The sequence below is a fragment of the Streptococcus sp. 1559 genome (assembly GCF_013276735.1).
Classification (GTDB): domain Bacteria; phylum Bacillota; class Bacilli; order Lactobacillales; family Streptococcaceae; genus Streptococcus; species Streptococcus pseudopneumoniae.
This window is the reverse complement of the sequence record NZ_VMLO01000070.1, coordinates 1-25879: the sequence shown is the minus strand read 5'-3', so window position 1 is coordinate 25879 and position 25879 is coordinate 1. Positions and strand designations below refer to the sequence as shown.

Below are 25879 nucleotides of genomic sequence, written 5' to 3'. Positions count from 1 at the left end.
GGTCTGCTACTGGCGTTACTACCAGAGCTGTCTTGTCTGCTTTGTCGACTAACTGCTCTTTCGCTTTGTCTAACTTACCTTGCGCTTCTGTTACTTTTTCTTGCGCTTCTTGAACTTCAGCTGCTGTCGCATTGTCACCTTTAGCTAATACTGCTTTGGCTGCTTCCTTCGCTGCTGCAACATCTGCTTCTGCTTCTTTCTTAGCGGCTTCGTATGCTTGAATACTTTCTGGTGTCTTACCTTCTGTACTTACAGCTTCATCTAACTTCGCTTTATCCTCAGTTAGTTTATTTTTCGCTGTAGTTGTCGCTGCGGTTGTTACGGCATCTTCTGCCGCTTTCAAGGCTGCTTTGGCTGCGTTTACTTTCGCTAGCTCTGCTTGTACAGCTTCTGGTGCCGCATTGTCGTCCGCTATTACTTTTTTCGCTGCTTCCACTGCTTTATCCGCCGCTTCTTTTGCTTTAGTATATGCGTCAACTTTGCTTTGTGGCTTGTCATCTGTAGTTGGTTGACTTGCTACTTCGCTTGCTAAATCGTTATTCGCTTGCGTTAGAGCTGTCTTGTCTGCTTTGTCGACTAACTGCTCTTTCGCTTTGTCTAACTTACCTTGCGCTTCTGTTACTTTTTCTTGCGCTTCTTGAATTTCAGCTGCTGTCGCATTGTCACCTTTAGCTAATACTGCTTTGGCTGCTTCCTTCGCTGTTGCAACATCTGCTTCTGCTTCTTTCTTAGCGGCTTCGTATGCTTGAATACTTTCTGGTGTCTTACCTTCTGTACTTACAGCTTCATCTAACTTCGATTTATCCTCAGTTAGTTTATTTTTCGCTGTAGTTGTCGCTGCGGTTGTTACGGCATCTTCTGCCGCTTTCAAGGCTGCTTTGGCTGCGTTTACTTTCGCTAGCTCTGCTTGTACAGCTTCTGGTGCCGCATTGTCGTCCGCTATTACTTTTTTCGCTGCTTCCACTGCTTTATCCGCCGCTTCTTTTGCTTTAGTATATGCGTCAACTTTGCTTTGTGGCTTGTCATCTGTAGTTGGTTGACTTGCTACTTCGCTTGCTAAGTCGTTATTCGCTTGCGTTAGAGCTGTCTTGTCTGCTGGTTTCACCACATACGTTACTCTTACGTTTTCTGTACTTTGATCTGTATAAGTAACAACAACGTCAAGAGTATGGTTCCCTACTGTAGTTGGATACTGTGTTCCTTCTTTCAGTACAGCTGATGCTTTGTTAGCTACATCTACAGCAGCAAGTAACTCTGCATTTGTAGGATTTTCACCGATTACTTTTGTAATCGTCTTAGTCGTCGGAGCTGTGTGTTCTGGAATAGGATGATTTTGGTTATTTGCTTGAGATTCAACATCGCCATTTCCTCTAGTAGAGGCTGTTGTGATATTTGTATTCCTGTTCACTTTTGTATAGTCAAGTGTAACCTTACCATTTGCTAGACTGATACCATCTGGTAAGGTTGTTGAAGAGCTCCAATTATTTCCTCGTTTAACCAGTGTTACTGTGGCATTGGTATTTTGTTTGTTCTTATAAGTTAAGGTCACTTTTTCTGCATCTGTCGGTAATGTAACTTCTACATCTCCATTTTGACGTGTAGCACTAGTTGTTGCACTCGGTTGTTCAAACTTAGCCTTAATTCGTTTAGTCTCTGAAATTTTCGTTGCGCTAGAAGCTTTTACCGCAACTTCCGTCCCGTCTTTTACTAAACTTTTTGGAAGGGTAAAGCTATTGCCACTAGCTGTAATTCCTGCAACAGCACTCCATCCTTGATCAGTTTTTCTAAAATGTTGTGTTTCTGAACGATTACTAGTTTGATTATGATAAGTCAAATCAAACTCAGTAGCTTCCTGCGGTACAGTAATTACAACCGAACCATCTGGTTGGGCTATACCACTTACATCCTCTAATCTTCCTAAAACCTTAGTAGTAGCTGCTATACTAAAGTCAGAGCCGTCCTTCTGCTGCTTAACTGTAACTGTTGAACCTGCTTCTGCTGTTTCAGCTTGGATTAGGATTTTGCCCAGTCCATTTTCATCATTTATAATCGAAATTGTGCTATCTGCATTGGCGTCATCCTTATTCCAGTTGCTACCAGTTTTAGTAAAACCAACAGTTTTTTCTTGTCCAGTAGCATTTGTATACGTAAGCATAACCTTAGTAGCTTCGTCTTGACCTACCATTGATGTTACCGTTAGAGTTTCTTTATCTTGTGAGATAGTTGGAGATTGAGGCGCTTGGACCGTCACTTTTGTAACCAAGTCATCTCGTGAGATAAACTTACTTTCTGATCCGTCCTGACTTGTAACAGTTGCATTTCCATCGCTATCCACTGTAACAGTCGCTCCTGGGTTAGCAGCTTGTAGAGCCTTCTTAATCTTTTCAATATCTGAAGAATTTAGTTTCTCTGGATCGGTTACAGGTACTTTCTGCTCTGGGTTGACTAACGGTTTACGGTTCTTTGCAGCTTCTTTTTGCTCTTCTGTCAGCTCCAACAAATCTTTGTGGGAAATCAAGCCACTTGTTCCATCTGGTTGTACAACATAGGCATCTCCATTTTGCCCAACGTTTACAGTAGCACCAGGATTTTTCTCCTGAACCTTCTGAGTAATCTTCGTCAATTCCTCTTTGGTTAGCTTATTTGGATTAGCTACCTTCACTTTTTCAGTTGGTTTTTGGATTTCTTTTGGAGAAGTCGAATCATCTGCAGAATCTGCTTGCCCATTTTGTTTCACAAAATCACTGACAGCAGCTTCTTCCTCTTGTCCATCCGGTCTGGTCACCTGAACCTTACCATCATCTGTTATTTCAACTTTAAATCCTGGATTAGCATCTTCAATAGCTTTTTTTAGCTTATCTTTCTCGGTTTGATTTAGACTACCTGGATTTTCAACGGTAACTTTTTCTGCTGGGCTTACAAAGTCACGGCTAACTTCTGTAGGAAGTTCTAGTTTAAGCGATTCTGATAGTGGTGATACAAGATAGTCTAAAACAGGTTCATCTGTACCTTCCTTAACCACTGCCGTAACTAGACGAAGTTCCTCATTCCCCACCAATTCTTGTCTATACTTATCAGGAGTAAACTCAACTGTTCCATCCGCCTTAACATCACCACTAGCAAGAATAGTATAGCCAGTAGCTTTTTTAGGCTTATTATCAGAAGCACCTGTGCCTACAGCATCCACATCATTCCCACCTTTAACCAAGAAGGTTTTCAGTTTTGCTTTATCAGGAATATTTGCTGCTTCTCCTTTTGTTCCAGAGTTTGCTTTGATGACCGGTTTTCCTGTAGTCTTTCCTTTCAAACTCTCAGCTGTTGTTTCAAAAGTCGGTTTCGTAAATGGAATGTATAGATAGAGTTTTTCTGTATTTTTTAGATTATCTGCGGTTGTAACCGTAACAGTAATTTGATGGATACCTGAATTGTCTTTTTTAATATCTCCTGTTAATGGCATCGTACTAGTTAGAGGACCAACCTGATTCATTTCACCATGAACCAAGCCTGTTTTTTCTAAATTAGTTACTTCAATATTTTTGATAATCTGGCCAGCAGGGACTTGAACCAGTACTTGTAGTTGTTTTTCAGTATAATTGTCACGATATAGTGCTTTATACTTACCTTCCTCAAAGCTAGGAGCTGCTCCGCCCTCTCCACTTTGTCCAAACCCAATACGAATCTGACTCCTATCGTAGTTGGCTTCTTTAGCATCTGATGATTCAGACTCTAAGAGTGAAGTTCGCTTGCCTTCTGCAGTCAAATAAGACTGATCTGAAACACGTGACTTGACAGTATAAGAACCTTTTGTAATAACAACATTTTTGAAGGTTGCATTTCCATCATCACCAGCAATACTGGTTGCTACTTCTTTTCCGTCATGGTAGAGAACCATCTCTACACCTTTGGTTCCGTTAGTTGCAGTGATATCCTTTATCGTCCCTGCTTGCTTTTGCAAATCAGTATTTAAACTTGGTTTTTTCGGTTTCACAACAAAATTTAACTGAACCAATTCACCAGAACCGTCAGCAAAGATTCGCTCTACAAGATAAGATTTCACTCCCGGAGTATTGACGATAGTCTTTGCAACCTCTTGGTTGTTTTCAACTTTGACACCATCCTTAAAAAGATTATAAGAAGTTGGATGTGATTCAGCATTATCCCCTACCTTATCCCTATTTTTAAAGTAAGATTCAAGGTCAATGCCTCCATCGCTTTTAGCAATTAAAGATGAAGAGGTACCTGGAGTTGTTGATACATTATTATTTCTCGGCTGCCAAATTTGCCCTTGTACAATCTGATAGTAGCCATTCCCTTCCAACTGAGCCGGATACTTCTCAGCCTGGTCTCCTTCACCGGCAGCTCTACCGTACCACTGATTGACTAGCAAGCGATTAACTGATTTCCCTGACAGCCTAAACCCTTTAACACCCAAGGCGTAATAGAGATTACGGAAAGTCGTATCTGGGGAAGTCGTCTCAAAGGTCAAATGGTAGCTATCATCACGTCCTCCGTCCAAAGAGAAGGTGTAGACTTTCTCGGTTTCATTTTTGATACCAGAGTATTTAGAAGCTGCCTTTTTCTCAACTTCAGTTGGGAAGTTTTTATCAGCATGGTAGTAGAAACCTTTCTGCACCCACCAGTTAACTTCTTCCTTGGCTAAGCCATCCAGACTATCCGTCCGATAACCATAACCTCCACTTTTTGCTGCCGCTCCTGTTGATGCAACAGTCCCCTGCTTTTCATCACTAATTCCATCAGCTGATTGTAAGGCCTTTAGAATTTGATCCTCTCCGTTACCTGCATCTCCACTAGTAGCAGTGGTGCCACCAGTCCTATGATCATAACGAGAAATAGTTACTGAGTTTGCTTTTACAGTGTGGTTTTTAGGTAGGGTAAACCAAAAAGTATTTGATAAGTAGTGGTGTGGACCCCGTCCTACTTTTCCCTTATTGATATCAATCTCCCATTTAAAACCAGTTTCTGTTTTCTTGACTATCCCGTAGATAAAATCTTTCGCTTCCGGAATACGAAACTCTTTTCCGTCCCAATATGCTCTTGAACGTTGCGAACCATAGACATAGGTTCCACGGGCATAAGGTGAACCTGCATGTCCATCTTCTAAAAAGTAGTTGATCCCATCTACATAAGCATTACTTGGCACAGCTATGTAGCCTGAAGGAACTTCTTGTCTGCTTCCTCTTGAACGAGGTTGAATCGCTGTTGTCACCGGAGTGTTTAACGGTTGTTCATCCTGTTCTGTATCATCCTCATCATCGTCAAGTGGAATAGGGTCATAGTCAGACTGGCTGTCTTTGAGCACCCGAGGCTGAAGGACTCCAGTGCTGCTTGTTTTGGCTGCTATCGTGTCAGCAGATCCTGCCCTTTTCTCTCTCACCTGAGAACTTTCTTGAACAGACTCTGGCTGGCTAGAGTCTACTCCAGTAGTTTTAGGGGCAGCTACTGTCTGTCCTTGATTAGATCCTTCCGCTGACCTCCCTTGCCCTTTTATCTCCTTTGTGATCTTGCCTTCAGCAAGTTGCTCAAGTACAACCTCCTTCGACTCTCCCTCATCCGACTCCTGCAGAGCCCCATCAGGGTTACCATCAAATCCAGCGACCACGTCATTAGTTGTAGCTGGAGTGACTGTCTCACTCGCTGCTACTGCACCGTTGGCAAAAAACATCAATGCGGCAACCGCAACACTGGCGGCACCAAAGTGGTACTTACGAATGGAGTAACGGAAGACCTTTTCTCTGTTAGACTTTCTAAAATCCATAACTCTTTCTCCTTAAAGATATGATTGAAGAGAACATGTCATTTTCCTCTTCAATTGACAATAATATTAAATAGCAACTTACGACTATTTACCCCACTATACCTCCTATGAAGAGTATACAGTCTAGTAGCAATTATACCACCCCCCCCCCCCCGAATTTTGCAAGGAAAAACATTTAATTTTTTCTGTTTTTAGAGTATTTTATGGTAAATTGTTATCTTTCTAATTATATGTATTGGATTTTTTGATTAAACTGCAAAAAACGAGGACTATTGTATTTTTTTATTTATAAAATTTCGGGTATAAGTTTTACAAAAAAATCCAGTCTCAACAATGTCTCAGAATCACATTTGTACTAGTGTAGTTTCAGTTTACCATAATTATACTAGTACAATTTTTCATTGTCTTCACCTTCTAACTAGATATGATGGAAAGGATTGGTCGATGCTTGGCTAGGTAAAATCTCTAGTTCCCAGCCTTTTTCCTCTTTCCATTGAGTAAGGAGTGCTGCGATTTTTTCCACAAACAGCACTTCGATATAGTGACCTGGATCCAATGCCAGCAAGCCATCAGACAACATATCCTGGGCAGTGTGGTAGTAAATATCACCAGTGATATAGACATCCGCTCCTTTAGCTAAAGCATCCTTATAGAATGACTGCCCGCTTCCACCACAGATGGCCACTCTTGAAATAGGCTTCTGCAAATCTCTCTCTTGATAATGCACCATTCGAAGGCTATCTAGGCCAAAGACTTGCTTGACACGCTGGGCCAAGTCCCAAAATGTCTGAGGCTGAATATTCCCAATACGACCAATTCCACATTCTGGACCTGTTTCCTGAAGATAAGTCGTCTCATCAATGCCTAGCATCTGGCAAAACCAGTCATTGAGCCCATTATCAACGATGTCAATATTGGTATGGCTGACATAAACTGCAATGTCATGCTTGATGAGGTCAATGTAAATCTGATTTTGCGGACGGCTGGCGACCAAGTCCTTGATGGGACGGAAAATCGGCGCGTGCTTGACAATAATCAAGTCCACACCCTTTTCAATGGCTTCAGCCACCGTTTCTTCACGAATATCGAGAGCCACCATGACCCTTTGGATATCCTTGTCCAAAGTGCCGATTTGCAGACCACGACTATCGCCCTCCATGGAAAATTCCTGAGGGCAAAAGGCTTCATATGCGTTAATTACTTCACTTGCTAGCATGGAGAACCTCCTTGATGGCTTGAATTTTATCTACTAGAACTTGACGTTCCTCCAGATTTTTTTCTGGAATTTGTCCGAGGGCAAACTCTAGCTTAACAGCTTCTTTTTGCCATTTTTGGACAAAGACTGGACTGACCTCTTTGCACAAGAAAGGTCCAAAGCGAACATCAATGGCTGATAGCTTCATTTGTCCTGCTTCCACCACCAAAATCTCGTAAAACTTGCCAGCTTCTTCTAGAATGCTTTCTGCCACAATCTGAAAACCATTGTCTTGCAACCAAATGCGCAAGTCGTCTTCACGATTATTGGGCTGGAGAATCAAACGCTCTACGTTAGCTAACTTGTCCAAGCCTTCTTCTAAAATCCTAGCAATCAAACGGCCGCCCATCCCTGCGATGGTAATGACAGACACTCGGTCTTCCTCTTCAAAAGCTGCCAAACCATTGGCTAAACGGACTTGGATTTTCTCCTTTAACCCGTGACTTTCAACATTTTTGACTGCAGATTGGTAGGGCCCGTCCACCACCTCACCTGCAATGGCACTTTTGATTTGTCCTCTCTCAACCAACTCGATGGGCAGATAAGCATGATCACTTCCCACATCTAATAAAATGGCTCCCTGTGGTACAAAGGAAGCTACCAATTCTAATCTCTTTGAAATCATCTTCTCTCACTTTCCAAACTCTATTACCTCTTATTATACCACATTTCGGCTGGCAATCTTGTACCTAAAAAGACCGCAATCCACAGATTGCAGCCTTTCTTTATTTTCTGGCTTGATAGCGACTAGTCAGGATGAAAATCACGGTAAAGACCAACATCATGATACCATAAACAGGTAGCGTTTGTCCTGTAAGTGTCGAAATTTCAAGCAATTTTTGAATTCTTGGGAAGAGAGCTGTGGCTAGGAAGCCTCCTACTGACCAAACAATCAAGAGGACACGCCATAGGGTAAATGGCATGCAGGCTCTAAATACGGATAAGAAACCAATAGACCCAAGCAGATAATAAAGTAGGGTTGAGATTTCTATCTCAGACCAACCTTGACTCGCTCCAAATATTTTCACAAACAGGACGCTGAACACAACCATGAGAGCACTTGGTAGAGCACGAAGCATGGATCTTCTGAGGAAATTTGGCTCAACAGGTTTGATATTTCGCTCAAAAGTCAGAACGAATGGTGGGAAACCTTCCACAAACTGGTCAATCATAGTAATCTGGATTGGAATGAAGGGGAAAATCAAGATCCATTCAGACCGTCCCAGAAGAGCACTGGCGATACAGATAACTGCGAGCAAGAATGAGTAGATGGTCTTTATCAAGAAAATCGGGGCGATATGGGCAATGTTATTGACCACACGACGACCTTCAAAGAGAATCTCAGGAACATCATTAAAGTCTGAGTTCAAGAGAACCAGATTGGCAATCTGACGAGTCGCTGGATCTCCCTCAGCCATTACGATGGAACAATCTGCCTCACGAAGGGCCAAGATATCATTAACCCCGTCCCCTGTCATAGCCGTTGTATGTCCTGATTTTTTCAGCGTTTGGATGATGAGTTTCTTTTGATGAGGGGAAACACGTCCGAAAATAGCTGTCTCCTCCGCCATGGCCATCAATTCCTCATCGATGATTTTCGAACAATCTACATAGCTATGGTAGTCCGCAAAACCAGCCTTCTGGGCAATGCTGGACACCGTAACGGGATTGTCACCAGAGATAATTTTGAGGCCCACTTCCTGAGAACGGAGATAGTCCAGCGTCTCTGCTGCTCCCTCTCGAATAGGGTCCAAGATTTCCAACAAGGCCAGAGCCTGAATATCAGAAGGTTTCTGTGGTTTGTGATGGTCTAATTTCTCCTGACTGAGAGCTAAGACCAAGACACGTGAACCTCTCTCCAAGGCCTCTCTGGCTTCTGGGACTTCAGAGTCCAGCAACATCTCAGGTGCCCCTAAGAAAACTGTCCCCAAACATTCTAACTCCATGGCTCCCCACTTGCGGTCGCTGGAGAAGGGAAGCTTGGAAATCATAGGATAAGTAACTTCTCCCACAAAACGCTGTCGAATGGCTTGGGCAGTTGGATTCTTATCCTCACTATGAGCCATATAGCTGGCCAAGATGCTAGCAAGCGCTGACTCTCCATACTCTTCGGTCAAAGGAAGAACAGCCTCCACCTGCATCTTTCCTTGAGTGATGGTACCCGTCTTGTCCAGACAGAGCATATCCACGCGCGCCAAGGTCTCAACAGAGTACATCTCCTGCACCAAGACCTTTTTCAAGCCCAGCTTAATCACTGCAGCCAAGAGCGAAGTAATGGTCAAAAGGGCAATTCCCTTGGGCAACATTCCCAGAAGTGCTGTCGACGAGTTTACAACGGAAGACTTGAGAGGCAGGCCTTTTAAAAGCAAGGCTTCTAGCAAGAGAGCTAGACCAAAAGGAATGATAATCTTCCCAGTAAAACCAGCTAGCTTGTCCAGCGATTTCATGATACGAGAGTTGATGGGTTTAACGGTCTTGGCTTCCAGCATGAGTTTGGCAGCATAGTTCTCAGATCCAACATGGTGAACTTGAGCTGAAACTGCCCCACTGGCTAAGAAACTTCCTGACAAAAGCAAGGCATCCACTTCCTTTTGTACCAAATCACTTTCCCCCGTCAACATGGCTTCATTGACTTCCGCAAAGCCTTCCAAAACTAAGGCATCACTGGGAATCTGCTCTCCAGCAGACAGACGAATGACATCTCCTAACACCAATTCTTCAGGATTCAGAGCCACTTCTTGGCCATCACGAATAGTCTTGACCTTTTCCTTGGTCATGAGATTGAGCCTGTCCACCATGTGTTTGGCCCGTAGCTCGGTCACAATTCCAGAAAAAGCGTTAAAGCAGATAACAGCAAAGAAGACCAGATTGCTCCAAGCCTGCACAAAGGCAAGGGCCAAAGCAATGGCAAAGTTCAAAGCGTTAAAAAGGGTAAAGACATTTCGTTTGATGATTTGCCAAGTGCTGGTACTGGCCGAAGCAGTAAAATCATTGACCAAGCCCTTAGTCTGTCTTTCCTTGACTTCTCTTTGGGTTAATCCCATAATCTTATTTTTATCCATAAATTCTATCATATCATTTTTTCTAAAAGAATTCTAATCTCATCCCAAATATGCATCTAGTCAAGGGAAAAGTTTGCCAGCCCTCCTTTGATAAGGTATAATAATAACAAGAAAACAATCGAAGGAGATCGCATGTTTTATACTTATTTGCGTGGATTAGTTGTATTGCTCTTATGGTCCATCAATGGCAATGCCCACTATCATAATACTGATAAAATTCCTAATCAAGATGAAAATTATATTTTGGTTGCGCCTCACCGCACTTGGTGGGATCCAGTTTATATGGCCTTTGCGACCAAGCCAAAACAGTTTATCTTTATGGCAAAAAAAGAACTCTTTACCAACCGTATCTTTGGCTGGTGGATTCGTATGTGTGGCGCCTTTCCTATCGACCGTGAAAATCCTAGCGCCTCAGCCATCAAATACCCTATCAATGTTCTCAAAAAAAGTGACCGCTCTCTCATCATGTTTCCAAGTGGGAGCCGTCACTCAAACGATGTCAAGGGGGGCGTAGCTCTGATTGCCAAAATGGCCAAGGTCCGTATCATGCCGGTTACCTACACCGGTCCCATGACTTTGAAGGGCTTGATTAGCCGTGAACGTGTCGATATGAACTTTGGAAATCCAATCGATATCTCAGATATCAAGAAAATGAATGATGAAGGCATTGAAACAGTCGCCAATCGTATTCAAACAGAATTCCAACGTCTGGACGAAGAAACGAAACAATGGCACAATGATAAAAAACCAAATCCACTCTGGTGGTTTATCCGCATTCCTGCCCTCATCCTTGCTATTATACTCGCTATCCTAACCATCATCTTTAGCTTTCTCGCAAGCTTCATCTGGAACCCAGATAAGAAAAGAGAAGAACTTGCATAGAAGAAATGAACCTTGGCCAAACAGCTAAGGTTTTCATTTATATAGTAGATTGGAACTAGAATAGTACACCTCTACTTCTAAAACATTTTTAGAAATCGATTTGACTGTCCTGATCGATTTGTCCTGCTTTTGTTTCATTTTACTATATTTATAAGAATCTCCTAATCAAATCAAAAGCCACTCTACAATAGAGTAACTTTAAGATTGTCCATTTATACTCAATGAAAAAGCCCTCTGAAAATCAGAGAGCTGATTTTCAGAGGGCTAAAATCCTAGTGAAACAAAAAAATCTCCACGATCAGAAAAGTCTCTATCGTGCCATTTTCATACATGATGTATAGTCCAAGTAGAATGAATACTAAGGGCACAATGATTCGCTCGTATTTTTCAATTGTCTCGAATATTAACGGAATAGAGGATAACACCCGACTAATCTCGCAAAAGATAATTATGCCGATTACAAACACAAGCAAGGCCACGAGGGTCTGTGACCAATCTAACGAAGCAAAATAAGGTATATAGATACCTAAATTATCTCCGCCAGACGCAATTGTCAGCAATGTAACTGTCCAAAACAGTTGATTTGCCTTGCTTTGTTCTAATCTTTCAATAATTTCTTCCTCTTCTTCTTCCGCATCTTCTCCAACAATTGCAAAGCGAATCCCTAAATAGATAGGGATTAAACCAAGCAATCCAACCATCCATTCTTCAGGCACGAAATTAACGACATAAGCAGCAACTAAACTCGCCCCTACAAGTAAGCCTGTGCCTAGATATTGCCCCGCATAAATATGCCATTTCTGTTTATTCTGTGATAGCTGTGCAAATAAAATAATTAAATAATCGATACTGGTAGAAATATAAACACCAATAGCAGATATGATTGTCTGTCCCATAAAAAAACCTCCTGTATTAGTCAGTAATAAATCAGCAGATTTTAGGAGAGCACAGACACATTAATTTAGCTATCGCTAGTGGGTAATGTCGAACGTAGGAAAGCATTTTACTCCTCCTCAAAACGTAGTTACAAAGTAATTTCTAACTGGAATTCAGTGACTACTTCCATGTAAAGTATAAAACATACTATACTTTACTTTGTAAAGAGTGGGCTCTTCTAGGGGGCTTGCAGACAGCTACTCGGCTTGAAAAGCCGAGTAACTGCGCACCTTTATGGTGTAATTAGCTGATACCATTTGAGGTTTTTGTAGTCTCCAAAATTGTTACCGATAAAACCTCAATAAAAAAGCCCTCTGAAGTCAGAGAGCTGATTTTAGCCCGGGCTAAAATCCTAGTGAAAAAGATGAAACTCCTTGTGCTCATCGAACACTGTGTCATTTCCCTATTTTCATACGGATTTTTGACGCCCTTAGCATCATGATTCTTGCTAGATCAATCGTTTATAGACGAGGCGAAGATCGTACGAAACTTTCAGTGAAACAAAAAAAATCTCCCCGAAGGGAGAAAAGCTGGTTTATTTTACCTTACAGTGCTAGGAACCGTAACCGAAGATTATACTTGAGTATAGCGAGGTAAGGTGACAACGCAAAAAAGCTACCCAATTTAGAGTAGCTTTATTATCAAGATATGCTCAATTGAACACGGCCTAAGCACTTGGCAAAAAAGATAAAATCTCCTAGAAACTGAAGTTTCTTCGTCAATTTTCCTATTTTTGCTTTGTGCTTTTGACGGCCTTTGTATCTTGAATTAGCGACGAAGTCCTAGAGAGTTGATCAACTCACGGTAACGGTTAACGTCGTTTTTACGCAAGTATGCAAGCAAGTTACGACGGCGACCGATTTTTTTCATCAATCCACGGTAAGTAGCGTGGTCTTTTTTGTGTTGTTTGATGTGTTCGTTAAGGTGGTTGATTTCCCAAGTAAGGACAGCAACTTGAACCTCTACTGAACCTGTATCACCTTCGTGACGTGCATATTGTGCAATGATTTCATTTTTTTTCTCTTTTGAGATTGCCATGATGTTTCTCCTTTTTATTTGGCTTCATCCGAGTGACAGGTTGGCATGCCTGTAACCAAGAAGAAGTTATTTGTCTTTACGACAATCCCTATTCTACCAATAACTAACTTCTTTGTCAACAGATTTACTTTCTTGTTTTAAACATGCTATAATAATCATAGCAAGAGATTTAAGTTGTCTGTTTTTTTAAAACGAGCTGATTATCATGCCTAGATTCTATTCCCATCTCCCCCACTATCTGGTCATCTTTTTCTTTTATTGGCCTCTTTATGAATTATTTTCACTGCTCTCATCCGGTCCCAATCTGCTAGGACTCATCTTCTAAATATCTTTATCTTTTCTCCGTTAGTAACCTTCATCGTTTCTCTTCTTTACGGTTACCGTTTCCCTTTTTCCCTTTTGACATTGGATTGCTCTTTTGCTTTACTATCATTTCTTTCCACGATTTTAGCATTGTCTACTTTTTAGCCTATGGAACCTTTGCTCTGGTCGGCATGGCTTCCGGTATTGGTATCAAGCATATTCTGCAAAAATGAAAAACAAAAAACTTTCACAAAATCCTTGAAAAATCTCACAATCATGCTATAATAATCCATAGAGACAAGTCACTTAGTCCCTTTCTACTAGAGAGTGCGTGGTTGCTGAGAACGCATAGAAAGACTATACTGATACTACTCTTGAGTTTTTTATGAAAACATAAAACGGTGGCCACGTTAGAGCCAATCAGAGGTGTCCCTCTCTTTTGAGGTACATAAATGAAGGTGGAACCACGTTGCGACGTCCTTTCTAGGACGTCGCTTTTTGTTTCTCTTTGCTTTTTGTTTCTCTTTATTTAAGACTGCGAAATAGGGAAACACTTCTGCTTTAGAAATAATGGATAACCAATATAAGGAGAACATCATGATTAACATTACTTTCCCCGATGGCGCTGTTCGTGAATTCGAATCTGGCGTTACAACTTTTGAAATTGCCCAATCTATCAGCAATTCCCTAGCTAAAAAAGCCTTGGCTGGTAAATTCAACGGCAAACTCATCGACACTACTCGTGCTATCACTGAAGATGGAAGCATCGAAATTGTAACACCTGATCACGAAGATGCCCTTCCAATCTTGCGTCACTCAGCAGCTCACTTGTTCGCCCAAGCAGCTCGTCGTCTTTTCCCAGACATTCACTTGGGAGTTGGTCCAGCCATCGAAGATGGTTTCTACTACGATACTGACAACACAGCTGGTCAAATCTCTAACGAAGACCTTCCTCGTATCGAAGAAGAAATGCAAAAAATCGTCAAAGAAAACTTCCCATCTATTCGTGAAGAAGTGACTAAAGACGAGGCACGTGAAATCTTCAAAAATGACCCTTACAAGTTGGAATTGATTGAAGAACACTCAGAAGACGAAGGCGGTTTGACTATCTATCGTCAGGGTGAATATGTAGACCTCTGCCGTGGACCTCACGTTCCATCAACAGGTCGTATCCAAATCTTCCACCTTCTCCATGTAGCTGGTGCTTACTGGCGTGGAAATAGCGACAACGCTATGATGCAACGTATCTACGGGACAGCTTGGTTTGATAAGAAAGACTTGAAAAACTACCTTCAAATGCGTGAAGAAGCTAAGGAACGTGACCACCGTAAACTTGGTAAAGAGCTTGACCTCTTTATGATTTCACAAGAAGTGGGACAAGGACTTCCATTCTGGTTGCCAAATGGTGCGACTATTCGTCGTGAGTTGGAACGCTACATCGTTGACAAAGAGTTGGCTTCTGGATACCAACACGTTTATACTCCACCACTTGCTTCTGTTGAACTTTACAAGACTTCTGGTCACTGGGATCATTACCAAGAAGACATATTCCCAACTATGGACATGGGTGACGGGGAAGAATTTGTCCTTCGTCCAATGAACTGCCCACACCACATCCAAGTCTTCAAACACCATGTTCACTCTTACCGTGAGTTGCCAATCCGTATCGCTGAAATCGGTATGATGCACCGTTATGAAAAATCTGGTGCCCTCACTGGTCTTCAACGTGTGCGTGAAATGTCTCTCAACGACGGTCACCTTTTCGTTACTCCAGAACAAATCCAAGAAGAATTCCAACGTGCTCTTCAGTTGATTATCGATGTTTACGGAGACTTCAACTTGAATGAGTACCGCTTCCGTCTCTCTCTTCGCGACCCTCAAGATACTCACAAGTACTTTGACAACGATGAGATGTGGGAAAATGCTCAAACTATGCTTCGTGCAGCTCTTGATGAAATGGGCGTGGACTACTTTGAAGCCGAAGGCGAAGCAGCCTTCTACGGACCAAAATTGGATATTCAAGTTAAGACCGCTCTTGGAAAAGAAGAAACTCTTTCTACTATCCAACTTGACTTCTTGCTTCCAGAACGCTTCGACCTCAAATACATCGGAGCTGATGGTGAAGAGCACCGTCCAGTGATGATCCACCGTGGGGTTATCTCAACTATGGAACGCTTCACAGCTATCTTGATTGAGAACTACAAGGGGGCCTTCCCAACATGGCTGGCACCACACCAAGTAACCCTCATCCCAGTATCTAACGAAAAACACGTGGACTACGCTTGGGAAGTAGCCAAGAAACTCCGTGACCGCGGTGTCCGTGCAGACGTAGATGAGCGCAATGAAAAAATGCAGTTCAAGATCCGTGCTTCACAAACCAGCAAGATTCCTTACCAATTAATTGTTGGAGACAAAGAAATGGAAGACGAAACAGTCAACGTTCGTCGCTATGGCCAAAAAGAAACACAAACTGTCTCAGTTGATGATTTTGTTGGAGCTATCCTAGCTGATATAGCCAACAAATCACGCGTTGAGAAATAAGAACCTAGCATAAAAGCCTCCAGTCCGGAGGCTTTTTCGTCTATTCTCACTCAAGGACTAGATTCACTTGAGCAAACTGAATCCGCGCTATCGTTCCTTTTCCGACCTCAGACTCGATACGAATCTGGTGACCCAGTTCTTCAGAAATTTTCTTAGATAGGTAAAGTCCAAGTCCAGATGACTGCTGGGTTAGGCGTCCATTATACCCTGAAAAGCCACGTTCAAAGACTCGGAGGACATCACTGTTTTTTATCCCGATTCCCGTATCCTTGATACAAAGCTCTTGCCCGTCCATATAAATCTCCAGACCACCTTCCTTGGTGTACTTGAGACTGTTTGAGATAATTTGCTCAATAACCACTAGTAGCCACTTTTTATCCGTCACGATTTCTTTATCAAGGTCATGTAGATTGACATTTAGGCCTTTTTGAATAAAGAAAAGAGCATATTTACGAATTATTTCCTTGACCAAATCCTCAATTTGAACCTGCTTTAAGACCAAATCATCATGGAAACTTTCTAAACGCAGGTACTGTAAGACTAGATTGGTATAGGAATCGATTTTGAAAATTTCCTGTTCTAACTGCTGCTTCAGTTGGCGGTCAGCTACTTCTGCAACTAAGAGTTGACTGGCTGCAATGGGGGTCTTAATCTGATGGACCCACAAGGTATAGTAATCCAGCAAATCCGTCAGTTTTCTTTCTGAATCTGACCTCTGCTGATAGAGTTCCATCTCACGCGCCTCTAATTTTTCAGCCAAGGCTCTTTCCAAAGGAGACTGAGCTTCCCTCTCCCCATAGAGAATTTCCTGACGATAGACCTGCGTTTCCACCAATATGTCCCAAGTGAAAAATAAGATGGTTACAAAGCAACACAAGAGGAAAAAGTAGAGAAAGTAAGTTCCCAAACTGGCAAATAAAAACTGAAAGAGCAAAATCAGAAATGCTAAAGCAAGCAGATAGACAAACAGACGACTACGGGAGCGCAGATAGGCTAGAAAAAATTGTTTCCAATCAAGCATGCTTCAGTCCGTACCCTATCCCTTTCTTGGTCTCGATAAATCCTACCAAGCCCTGCTCTTCCAATTTTTTACGCAAACGAGCCACATTGACAGAGAGGGTATTATCATCAATGAAAAAGTCACTGTTCCAAAGTTCCCGCATGAGGTCGTCACGCGCTACAATATTGCCTGCATGCTCAAATAACACGCGTAAAATCTGGAATTCGTTCTTGGTCAAATTCAAGACTTGCCCTTGATAATGTAAATCCATGGATTTGGTATTGAGGATAACACCAGCATATTCCAGTAAACTCTCGTCACGCCCGAACTCATAGGAACGACGCAGCAAGCCCTGAACCTTGGCTAAAAGAACCTGCTGGTCAAAAGGTTTGGTCACAAAGTCATCCGCCCCCATATTGATTGCCATGACAATATCCATAGCCTGGTCTCTCGAAGACAGAAACATGATAGGCACCTTGGAAATCTTGCGAATTTCCTGACACCAGTGATAACCATTAAACAAGGGCAGCCCAATATCCATGAGGACCAGATGAGGTTCCGATTGGACAAAAAGACTCAAAACTTCCATAAAGTCTTCTACCAAGACCACTTCAAATCCCCATTCAGAGAGCATTTTCCCGACCTGTTGACGAATAACCTGATCATCTTCTACTAGTAAAATCTTGTGCATGCGCTCCTCCTTTTCTATTATTATAACAGATTTTTCCATGCTCGAATGTCTGAAATTGAATTTGACATAGCTTGTTTTTAGCCAACAAAGTGCAACAATCCTACTAGCTAATTTGAGGGAAATTTGATAAGATAAAGAAAAGAAAGGAGTTCTTATGGCCAATATTTTTGATTACCTGAAAGATGTCGCATACGATTCCTTTTACGACTTTCCATTGAATGAGTTAGACATTCTAGCCTTAACAGAAGCTACCTACCTCTCCTTTGATAATCTGGTCTCCACAAGTCCTCAGCGACTTTTAGACCTGGCTCCTCAGGTTCCAAGGAATCCTAACATGTTGACCAGCAAAAATCGCCTCCAGCTATTAGATGAGCTAGCTCAACACAAACGCTTCAAAAATTGTAAACTCTCTCATTTTATCAACGACATTGACCCTGAACTGCAAAAGCAGTTTGCGGCTATGACCTACCGCCTCACTCTCGATACCTATCTGATTGTCTTTCGTGGGACTGATGACAGTATCATTGGCTGGAAGGAAGATTTCCACCTGACCTATATGAAGGAAATTCCTGCTCAAAAGCACGCCCTTCGCTATTTAAAGAACTTTTTTGCCCACCATCCTAATCAAAATGTCATTCTGGCTGGACATTCCAAGGGAGGAAATCTAGCCATCTATGCTGCTAGTCAAATTGAACAAAGTTTACAGGATCAAATCACAGCAGTTTATACCTTTGATGCGCCTGGTCTCCATAAAGAACTGACACAAACCGAGGGCTATCAAAGGCTAATGGATAGAACCAAGGTCTTCATCCCACAAGGTTCCATCATCGGTATGATGCTGGAAATCCCTAACCAGCAAATCATCGTGCACAGTACTACCTTGGGTGGTATCGCCCAGCACGATACCTTTAGTTGGCAGATTGAGGACAAGCACTTCGTCCAGCTGGATAAGACCAACAGTGATAGCCGACAAGTCGACACAACCTTCAAGGAGTGGGTGGCCACAGTCCCTGACGAGGAACTCCAGCTCTATTTCGACCTCTTCTTTGGCACCATTCTTGATTCTGGTATTACTTCTATCAATGACCTATCTTCCTTAAAGGCGATTGAACACATTCATCATCTCTTTGTCCAAGCGTAATCCCTCACTCCAGAAGAAAGGGAAACCATGGGACGCCTCACTCAATTATTGATTGATACCCGTTACCAAGCATGGAAGAATAGATAAAAAGCTTATGAAAAGGTAATACTCTTCGAAAATCTCTTCAAACCACGTCAGCGTCGCCTTACCGTATATATGTGACTGACTTTGTCAGTCTTATCTACAACCTCAAAGCGGTGCTTTGAGCAACCTGCGGCTAGCTTCCTAGTTTGCTTTTTGATTTTCATTGAGTATAAAAACCTTCTCATAAGCTTTTCTTGTTTTAAAGAAAAAATTACTCCTTCATCTGACTCTCTGCATCGGCCACGACTTGCTCTAAACTGGTCTGACCAAGTTCAGCCTCCATAGCCAGCTGGATTCTCTCCAATTTTTGATCCAAAACATCATGAATATGAGCTCCAACTGGACAATTTGGATTCGGATTGTCATGGAAACTGAAGAGTTGACCTGTCTTACCAAGACACTCAACCGCTTGATAAACATCTAATAGACTAATGTCCTTGAGATCCTTGACAATCTCTGTTCCCCCTGTTCCACGCGCGACTGAAATCAGCTCTGCCTTCTTCAACTGGGACAAGGTTTTTCTGATAATGACAGGATTGACCCCGACACTAGCAGCTAAAAAATCACTGGTCACCTTGCTTTCCTTCCCCTTGAGGGCAATGATTATCAGCATATGAGTCGCAATGGTAAATCTACTTGGAATTTGCATCCTCTTCTCCTTTTTACGAGACATCCCTGCCTCTACTCTTCTTTTTCTTTTATTATACCCTTTTTAGTTGTAATGTCAATCATTACCACCTTTCAACCAGGCATCTAACTCCCTATCGTATCCCTCTTTCTGGGCCAATTCTCTCAGAAATTCCTGATTATGAGTATGATGGATACCATTGACCAGACTTTCATAATAAACCTCAAAATAGGGAAGTTTCAGGTCTTTAGCCCGCTGCAATTCAGCTGCCACATCGTAGTCTACCCGTCGGAAGTTCATATCTACCAAGCCCTTGTCATCAAACTCCAAAATCATATACTGGGCCCGCAAGTCCTTCCGCAACTGAGCATCTAGAAAGAAAGGCTGCCCAATCGAACCCGGATTAACAATCAATTGCCCACCAGTACCGTAACGAAGCAACTGCTGGTGAATATGACCATAAACAGCAATATCACAAGGTGGATTGGTCACCAAGCGGTCAAAATCCTCTTGCGCTCCAGTATGAATCAACTCACGCCCCCAATTCTTATCAGGTAGATGATGGCTAATTCCCACCGTCAAAGCCCCAAACTGACGATGAAGCTGGAGTGGTTGATTGTGGAGCAATTCGATTTCTTCTAGGGAAATTTCCTCTAAAACATATTGGCACTGGCGCAAGAGATAGCGTTGACTGGGACGAGTACTATCCAATTCCTTGCGGACACCATGCCAAAGACTGTCTTCCCAGTTTCCCAAAACTCTAGCTGTAATCGGTAGTTGAGCCAACAAGTCCAAAATCCTTCTACGCCCTGTCCCTGGCATGAGAATGTCTCCCAAAAGCCAGTATTCATCCACTCCTAGCTGCCGAGCATCTGCCAAAACAGCCTCTAAAGCAGTGGTATTTCCATGAATATCTGAAAGAAGAGCTATTTTCGTCATATCCATCTCCTCGTTTTTTCTCTTGCAATAAGTATAACATAAAAAGTCACAGCTAGAGAAATCTAGCTTTTTTTGATATACTAGATAAAGATATTAGACAAGAGGAAACGAATGACCCCAAATAAAGAAGATTATCTAAAATGTATTTATGAAATTGGCATAGACCTGTATAAAATCACCAACAAGGAAATTGCTGCCCGCATGCAAGTCTCTCCCCCTGCCGTAACTGAAATGATCAAACGGATGAAGAGTGAAAACCTCATCCTAAAGGACAAGGAATGTGGCTATCTACTGACTGACCTCGGCCTCAAACTGGTCTCTGAGCTCTATCGTAAGCACCGCTTGATTGAAGTTTTTCTAGTTCATCATTTAGACTATACAAGTGACCAGATTCACGAGGAAGCTGAGGTCTTGGAACACACTGTCTCTGACCTGTTCGTGGAAAGACTAGATAAACTGCTAGGTTTCCCTAAAACCTGCCCCCACGGAGGAACTATTCCTGCCAAGGGAGAACTCCTCGTTGAAATCAATAACCTGCCACTAGCTGACATCAAGGAAGCTGGCGCCTACCGCCTGACTCGGGTGCACGATAGCTTTGACATTCTCAGTTATCTGGACAAGCACTCACTTCACATCGGTGATTCGCTCCAAGTCAAGCAGTTTGATGGCTTCAGCAACACCTTCACTATCCTTAATAAAAACAATGATTTACAAGTGAATATGGACATTGCCAAACAACTCTATGTCGAGAAAATCAACTAATTTCTCAAGTACCCCAACCAACCCTGAAAGTTTGATTTTCAGGGTTTTCTTATCTATTTTGTATATCAAAAACGATAGTAAGCGCTTCCATAATCCAACTAAATATTGTATAATAATTATATAAACTATTCCGTCACTAACAGAGGAAAAAAGGAGGTTTTATCATGAAAAACATCATATACATCAAAACCATTCAACTCCTTGTCATTGATGGAATCATGCTGGCATTTTTGACATTTAAAGAAGGGCTTACTTGGGATTGGATTTTAATTTATAGCGGTTGGCTCATTTTCTTTCATCCTGTGCTATTGACCTATCTTTCTAACCAGCTTTGTGACCACTTTAGTCAACTCTATTCCCAGATTAGACCGAGATTCTGGCGATTTGCCTTACAAATCCTCCTATGGGATAGCCTGATGATTCTCTCCTTGATATGTTTAAGTGGTACCCCACTTTTCCTTCAGGGGACTCTCCTCATCCTAGGACATCTCATCCCTTCCTATCGCACCTGCCAAATCCTGAAACAAGACTTTCCCCAAGCCTATCAAGCACCGATTTCTTTTGGAGTATTTTATGATAGATGAGAAAAACCAAGCCGGCTGGGCTTGATCTTTCTTATCTATTTTTAGTATCTAGGATAATGGTAACTGGCCCATCATTGACCAGCTCAACCTGCATATCCGCTCCAAAGATACCTATCTGAACAGGCACTTCTTGCGCTAGTTTTTGGTTGAAAACATCATAGAAGTCTGATGCCATATCAGGTTTGGCTGCTTCTGTAAAGGCTGGACGATTGCCTTTCTTGGTATCCGCAAAGAGGGTAAACTGGGAAATAGAAAGGATTTCTCCTTCAATATCTTTGACAGATAGGTTCATCCTGCCTTCTGCATCTGAAAAAATCCGAATATTGACCAGTTTTCTCACAGCATAGTCCAAATCTTCCTCTTGGTCCTCTGGTCCAACACCAACCAGCAATAAGAGCCCCTGATTGATTTTTCCCTGAACCTGACCTTCGATACTGACTTGGGCTTTTTTAACACGTTGGATAATGATTTTCATAATAGCCTTTCTAGTAAGAACTCAGACAATTAACCGTTGGTTCGTTTGACAGAGTAAACTTCTGGCACACTCTTAATCTTGTCCACAACCGTAGTCAGCGTCGAGAGGTTGGTAATGCCAAAGGACACATGGATATTGGCAAATTTCATATCCTTGGTTGGTTGGGCATTGACTGTTGAAATATTCTTGGTTGTGTTTGAGAGAACTTGCAGTACATCGTTCAACAATCCTGTACGGTTGAGGCCATAAATATCAATATGAGCCATATACTCTTTATTTGAGCTAGAGTACTGACCTTCCCACTCCACATCAAGGAGACGTTGCTCGTAGTTTTCTTGGGCGCGCAGGTTCATACAGTCCACACGGTGAATAGCCACACCACGACCCTTGGTAATGTAGCCGACAATATCATCACCAGGCACGGGGTTACAACACTTGGCAATCCGCACTAGGAGACCAGAAGCACCTTCAATGACCACACCACCTTCATGCTTGACCTTGAGGGTTTCTTTATTTTCAACCTTGACCTCGCCACCTTTGACAAGTTCTTCTGCCTCAGCCTTGGCCTTGGCACGTTCTTCTTCACGACGTTCCTTTTCAGTCAGACGATTAAAGACAGTAATAGCACCGATTTCCCCAAAACCAATGGCCGCAAAGAGGGAGTCTTCTGTCTTGTAGCTGGTCTTTTGCAGGACTTGGTCCATATGACGCTTGTCCATAAATTTATTGGCCACATAACCATTTTCTTGGAACTGGGTCATCAACATTTCACGACCCTTATTAACAGATAATTCCTTATCTTGGTTTTTAAAAAACTGACGAATCTTGTTGCGCGCCTTGCTGGTCTTGACCATATTGAGCCAGTCGCGGCTAGGTCCAAAGGAGTTGGGGTTGGTGACAATTTCAACCTGATCCCCTGTTTTGAGCTTGGTTGTCAGTGGAACCATACGGCCGTTGACCTTGGCACCAGTCGCTTTTTCACCGACTTTAGTATGGATTTCATAAGCAAAGTCAATAGGTCCTGAATCTTTTGGAAGAGAACGGACAGCTCCATCTGGTGTAAAGACGTAAATCTCCTCAGCCAGATAGTTTTCCTTAACAGAGTCCACAAATTCCTTGGCATCATCAGCCTGATCTTGAAGCTCCATCATCTCCTTGATCCAGTTCATCCCAATAGCAGACTCCTTGCTGTTAACCTGCCCCTTAACGCCTTTCTTATAAGCCCAGTGAGCCGCAACCCCGTACTCAGCCACCTCGTGCATGGCCTTGGTCCGAATTTGGAATTCAATCGGCCCTTTTGGCCCATAGACAGTCGTATGGATAGACTGGTAACCATTTGCCTTGCGGTTAGCGATGTAGTCCTTAAAGCGACCAGGCATGGGTTTCCAAAGCTCATGCACATAACCAAGCATGGCATAAACATCACTTTGGGTATCCAAAATACAACGAATGGCAATCAGGTCATAGATTTCCTCAAACCGTTTTCTCTTGTCCTGCATTTTGCGGAAAATTGAGTAAATATGCTTGGGACGACCATAAATCTTCCCTTTCAAGTGACGATCTATCGTATACTCCTCTAATTTTGTGACTACCTCATCCACCAAGGCTTCACGCTCTCTGCGCTTTTCCTTCATCATATTGGTAATCTTGTAAAACTCTGTCGGGTTGAGATAACGGAAAGACAGGTCTTCCAATTCCCATTTGACACTGGAAATCCCCAAACGGTGAGCAAGTGGGGCATAGATTTCCATAGTTTCTTTGGAAATGCGCTCCTGCTTGTCTTTTCGAAGATGTTTCAGGGTTCGCATATTGTGCAAGCGGTCAGACAGTTTGACCAAGATAACGCGGATGTCCTCAGACATGGCCATGAGCATCTTGCGATGATTTTCAGCCAACTGCTCTTCGTGAGACTTGTACTCGACCTTGCCAAGCTTGGTGACTCCGTCAACAATCACGCGCACATCGGGACCAAACTCTCTTTCCAAATCGTCCAAGGTCGCATCTGTATCTTCCACCACATCATGCAAGAAACCACAAGCTACCGTTACAGCATCCAGCTTGAGTTTGGCTAGAATACCTGCCACTTGAATAGGGTGAATGATATAAGGCTCGCCTGATTTGCGGTATTGACCACTATGACAATCCACCGCATAGACCAAGGCCTTATGGACAAAATGGACATCCTCTTCCGTTAAATATTCTTTGGTTAAAGCGACAACTTCTTCGCCTGTTAAATTCACTTCTTTTGGCATCTCTACTCTCCAATTCTTCCTACCATTTTATCACTTTTTTAAGAATATGAAAACTAGATTGGAACAGAATAAGAAAAAAATAATTCAGAATTGCTTGATAATTCTGAATTATTGGTCCATAATATACTACGAAGTTAGATTTTAAACTTAGGTGATAGAAGGAGAGATAGAAGAACGGAAACCATATTGTAACCCAAAGACTTTTTGACTTCCCCAATTCCATTGAAGATACGAAAGATAAACGGTGGAACTCGTGTCACATACACTGGTACCTTGACTGGATTTTGGAATTAATACTCAATGAAAATCAAAGAGCAAACTAGGAAACTAGCCGCAGGTTGCTCAAANNAACCATATATACGGCAAGGTGACGCTGACGTAGTTTGAAGAGATTTTCGAAGAGTATAAAAATCCTCAAGATACTTTCTTCTATCCTTTAGTTTATAAGGAGAACACCTATGAAAAAAGCTGCTATTTCTATCTTTGCTCTCCTAGTGTTAGGAGTTAGCTGCCTGTTTCTATTCAGCCAGCAAAGTTATAAAAAAACAGTCGTTCAATACTATGCTAACGACCAGAACCTGCCCAATAGGATAACTTATAGTGAATATAGCGACAAATGAGAAGCCAACTACGGTGGCACTCTAAACATCACATCTATCAAACAAGCTAGTGACGGAGTTTATGCAACCTATGAAGGGCAATTGACACCTTTCCAATAGTGATAAATTGAGAACCAGCCTGTCTTCATCTAGTCATGCTGGTTTTTAAGTTCATTCTAAATCCTTACCTATTCTCCCTAACTGTGCTATACTTAATTTAGTACATTCTTTGAGATTGGAGATAAAATGAAAATCCATAAAACTGTGAATCCTGTTGCCTATGAAAACACCTATTACCTGGAAGGTGAAAAACACCTCATCGTTGTAGATCCTGGTAGTCAATGGGAAGCCATTCGTCAGACAATCGAGAACCTCAACAAACCGATCTGTGCCATTCTATTGACCCACGCTCATTATGACCATATCATGAGTCTGGACTTGGTTCGCGAGACGTTTGGCAATCCTCCTGTCTATATCGCAGAGAGCGAAGCCAGCTGGCTCTACACTCCTGTCGATAATCTCTCCGGTCTCCCTCGCCACGATGATATGGCAGATGTGGTCACAAAACCTGCAGAACACACCTTTGTCTTTCACGAAGAATACCAACTAGAGGAATTTCGTTTTAAGGTTCTACCGACCCCAGGGCACTCTATCGGTGGTGTTTCCCTAGTCTTTCCTGATGCTCACCTAGTCTTGACGGGAGATGCTCTGTTCCGCGAAACAATTGGACGGACGGATCTTCCGACTGGTAGTACAGAGCAACTCCTTCATAGTATCCAGACCCAACTTTTCACCCTACCAAACTACGATGTCTATCCAGGACATGGTCCAGCTACTACTATCGCTCACGAAAAAACCTTCAATCCTTTTTTCTAGCAAGATGATGACAGATGATGACAATCGATAGCACAATTTAATACTCAATGAAAAT

The 25879-nt window shown here is 42.4% G+C and carries 18 protein-coding genes and 2 pseudogenes; 8 read left to right on the top strand and 12 right to left on the bottom strand.

Features of this window, described 5'->3' with window-relative positions:
• The 4 genes from HT688_RS08775 to HT688_RS08760 form a co-directional block, all read right to left on the bottom strand.
• On the bottom strand, nucleotides 1–5776 hold a 5776-nt coding region (locus tag HT688_RS08775), incomplete at its 3' end, for a YSIRK-type signal peptide-containing protein (protein ID WP_123056193.1).
• Between the two features lie 418 nt (nucleotides 5777–6194).
• Nucleotides 6195–6992: a Nif3-like dinuclear metal center hexameric protein gene (locus tag HT688_RS08770; RefSeq protein WP_000881143.1), complete on the bottom strand. Its 798-nt coding sequence runs from the start codon at nucleotides 6990–6992 to the stop codon at nucleotides 6195–6197.
• On the bottom strand, nucleotides 6979–7656 hold the full coding sequence (locus tag HT688_RS08765) for a tRNA (adenine(22)-N(1))-methyltransferase (protein WP_000624064.1): 678 nt from the start codon (nucleotides 7654–7656) through the stop codon (nucleotides 6979–6981). Before HT688_RS08765 ends, HT688_RS08770 begins: the two co-directional genes overlap by 14 nt.
• Nucleotides 7657–7756: 100 nt before the next feature.
• Entirely contained in the window at nucleotides 7757–10093 is a 2337-nt protein-coding gene (locus tag HT688_RS08760) for a cation-translocating P-type ATPase (protein WP_025172077.1), read from the bottom strand.
• A 132-nt stretch (nucleotides 10094–10225) separates the two neighbouring features.
• Between HT688_RS08760 and HT688_RS08755 the strand changes: the two genes are divergently transcribed.
• A complete protein-coding gene (locus tag HT688_RS08755; protein WP_016569651.1) occupies nucleotides 10226–10975 on the top strand; it encodes a lysophospholipid acyltransferase family protein in 750 nt (249 codons plus the stop codon).
• 272 nt (nucleotides 10976–11247) lie between these two features.
• Here the strand turns inward: HT688_RS08755 and HT688_RS08750 are convergent, their stop codons facing one another.
• A complete protein-coding gene (locus HT688_RS08750) occupies nucleotides 11248–11871 on the bottom strand; it encodes a CadD family cadmium resistance transporter (protein WP_172923703.1) in 624 nt (207 codons plus the stop codon).
• Nucleotides 11872–12679: 808 nt separating this feature from the next.
• The gene (gene rpsO, locus HT688_RS08745) at nucleotides 12680–12949 is read right to left on the bottom strand and encodes a 30S ribosomal protein S15 (RefSeq protein ID WP_001018251.1); all 270 of its coding nucleotides are present in this window, start codon (nucleotides 12947–12949) and stop codon (nucleotides 12680–12682) included.
• 205 nt (nucleotides 12950–13154) lie between these two features.
• Here rpsO and HT688_RS11875 point away from each other — a divergent pair.
• Nucleotides 13155–13514, top strand: a pseudogene (locus tag HT688_RS11875) (hypothetical protein).
• Between the two features lie 335 nt (nucleotides 13515–13849).
• The gene (thrS, locus tag HT688_RS08740) at nucleotides 13850–15793 is read left to right on the top strand and encodes a threonine--tRNA ligase (protein WP_000608343.1); all 1944 of its coding nucleotides are present in this window, start codon (nucleotides 13850–13852) and stop codon (nucleotides 15791–15793) included.
• Between the two features lie 46 nt (nucleotides 15794–15839).
• On the opposite strand, the gene HT688_RS08735 is transcribed toward thrS, so the two are convergent.
• Both HT688_RS08735 and HT688_RS08730 read right to left on the bottom strand, forming a co-directional pair.
• Nucleotides 15840–16814, bottom strand: a complete 975-nt coding sequence (locus HT688_RS08735) for a sensor histidine kinase (protein ID WP_000887963.1) — start codon at nucleotides 16812–16814, stop codon at nucleotides 15840–15842.
• Nucleotides 16807–17484 carry a response regulator transcription factor gene (locus HT688_RS08730; protein WP_000548991.1) on the bottom strand — a complete coding sequence of 226 codons (678 nt, stop codon included), beginning with the start codon at nucleotides 17482–17484 and terminating at the stop codon, nucleotides 16807–16809. The genes HT688_RS08735 and HT688_RS08730 overlap by 8 nt, the downstream gene beginning before the upstream one ends.
• Before the next feature lie 154 nt (nucleotides 17485–17638).
• Here HT688_RS08730 and HT688_RS08725 point away from each other — a divergent pair.
• Nucleotides 17639–18712, top strand: a pseudogene (locus tag HT688_RS08725) (lipase family protein).
• 208 nt (nucleotides 18713–18920) lie between these two features.
• On the opposite strand, the gene HT688_RS08720 reads toward HT688_RS08725, so the two are convergent.
• Together HT688_RS08720 and HT688_RS08715 are read right to left on the bottom strand one after the other, a co-directional pair.
• On the bottom strand, nucleotides 18921–19358 hold the full coding sequence (locus HT688_RS08720; protein WP_001166796.1) for an Rrf2 family transcriptional regulator: 438 nt from the start codon (nucleotides 19356–19358) through the stop codon (nucleotides 18921–18923).
• 75 nt (nucleotides 19359–19433) lie between these two features.
• Nucleotides 19434–20276, bottom strand: coding sequence for a metallophosphoesterase family protein (locus HT688_RS08715; protein ID WP_000160952.1), 843 nt, complete (start codon nucleotides 20274–20276; stop codon nucleotides 19434–19436).
• A gap of 111 nt (nucleotides 20277–20387) precedes the next feature.
• Here HT688_RS08715 and HT688_RS08710 point away from each other — a divergent pair, with 111 nt between their 5' ends.
• Both HT688_RS08710 and HT688_RS08705 read left to right on the top strand, forming a co-directional pair.
• Nucleotides 20388–21038, top strand: a complete 651-nt coding sequence (locus tag HT688_RS08710) for a metal-dependent transcriptional regulator (protein WP_000188523.1) — start codon at nucleotides 20388–20390, stop codon at nucleotides 21036–21038.
• 164 nt (nucleotides 21039–21202) lie between these two features.
• Nucleotides 21203–21622, top strand: a complete 420-nt coding sequence (locus HT688_RS08705; RefSeq protein ID WP_000789565.1) for a hypothetical protein — start codon at nucleotides 21203–21205, stop codon at nucleotides 21620–21622.
• 31 nt (nucleotides 21623–21653) lie between these two features.
• Here HT688_RS08705 and dtd read toward each other — a convergent pair whose 3' ends face one another.
• Nucleotides 21654–22097, bottom strand: a complete 444-nt coding sequence (gene dtd / locus HT688_RS08700; RefSeq protein ID WP_000691416.1) for a D-aminoacyl-tRNA deacylase — start codon at nucleotides 22095–22097, stop codon at nucleotides 21654–21656.
• Nucleotides 22098–22126: 29 nt separating this feature from the next.
• On the bottom strand, nucleotides 22127–24349 hold the full coding sequence (locus HT688_RS08695) for a RelA/SpoT family protein (protein WP_050207829.1): 2223 nt from the start codon (nucleotides 24347–24349) through the stop codon (nucleotides 22127–22129).
• Between the two features lie 458 nt (nucleotides 24350–24807).
• Here HT688_RS08695 and HT688_RS08690 point away from each other — a divergent pair, with 458 nt between their 5' ends.
• Together HT688_RS08690 and HT688_RS08685 are read left to right on the top strand one after the other, a co-directional pair.
• Nucleotides 24808–24969: a hypothetical protein gene (locus HT688_RS08690; protein WP_166727910.1), complete on the top strand. Its 162-nt coding sequence runs from the start codon at nucleotides 24808–24810 to the stop codon at nucleotides 24967–24969.
• A gap of 225 nt (nucleotides 24970–25194) precedes the next feature.
• Nucleotides 25195–25824, top strand: a complete 630-nt coding sequence (locus HT688_RS08685; RefSeq protein WP_050971287.1) for an MBL fold metallo-hydrolase — start codon at nucleotides 25195–25197, stop codon at nucleotides 25822–25824.
• Nucleotides 25825–25879 lie beyond the last annotated feature (55 nt).

Coding starts and splice junctions, on each gene's coding strand:
- HT688_RS08770 (WP_000881143.1), bottom strand. CDS start 6,992: ATGCTAGCAAGTGAAGTAATTAACGCATATGAAGCCTTTTGCCCTCAG.
- HT688_RS08755 (WP_016569651.1), top strand. CDS start 10,226: ATGTTTTATACTTATTTGCGTGGATTAGTTGTATTGCTCTTATGGTCC.
- HT688_RS08695 (WP_050207829.1), bottom strand. CDS start 24,349: ATGCCAAAAGAAGTGAATTTAACAGGCGAAGAAGTTGTCGCTTTAACC.
- rpsO (WP_001018251.1), bottom strand. CDS start 12,949: ATGGCAATCTCAAAAGAGAAAAAAAATGAAATCATTGCACAATATGCA.
- HT688_RS08705 (WP_000789565.1), top strand. CDS start 21,203: ATGAAAAACATCATATACATCAAAACCATTCAACTCCTTGTCATTGAT.
- thrS (WP_000608343.1), top strand. CDS start 13,850: ATGATTAACATTACTTTCCCCGATGGCGCTGTTCGTGAATTCGAATCT.
- HT688_RS08750 (WP_172923703.1), bottom strand. CDS start 11,871: ATGGGACAGACAATCATATCTGCTATTGGTGTTTATATTTCTACCAGT.
- HT688_RS08710 (WP_000188523.1), top strand. CDS start 20,388: ATGACCCCAAATAAAGAAGATTATCTAAAATGTATTTATGAAATTGGC.
- dtd (WP_000691416.1), bottom strand. CDS start 22,097: ATGAAAATCATTATCCAACGTGTTAAAAAAGCCCAAGTCAGTATCGAA.
- HT688_RS08765 (WP_000624064.1), bottom strand. CDS start 7,656: ATGATTTCAAAGAGATTAGAATTGGTAGCTTCCTTTGTACCACAGGGA.
- HT688_RS08690 (WP_166727910.1), top strand. CDS start 24,808: ATGAAAAAAGCTGCTATTTCTATCTTTGCTCTCCTAGTGTTAGGAGTT.
- HT688_RS08720 (WP_001166796.1), bottom strand. CDS start 19,358: ATGCAAATTCCAAGTAGATTTACCATTGCGACTCATATGCTGATAATC.
- HT688_RS08730 (WP_000548991.1), bottom strand. CDS start 17,484: ATGCACAAGATTTTACTAGTAGAAGATGATCAGGTTATTCGTCAACAG.
- HT688_RS08715 (WP_000160952.1), bottom strand. CDS start 20,276: ATGACGAAAATAGCTCTTCTTTCAGATATTCATGGAAATACCACTGCT.
- HT688_RS08760 (WP_025172077.1), bottom strand. CDS start 10,093: ATGGATAAAAATAAGATTATGGGATTAACCCAAAGAGAAGTCAAGGAA.
- HT688_RS08685 (WP_050971287.1), top strand. CDS start 25,195: ATGAAAATCCATAAAACTGTGAATCCTGTTGCCTATGAAAACACCTAT.
- HT688_RS08735 (WP_000887963.1), bottom strand. CDS start 16,814: ATGCTTGATTGGAAACAATTTTTTCTAGCCTATCTGCGCTCCCGTAGT.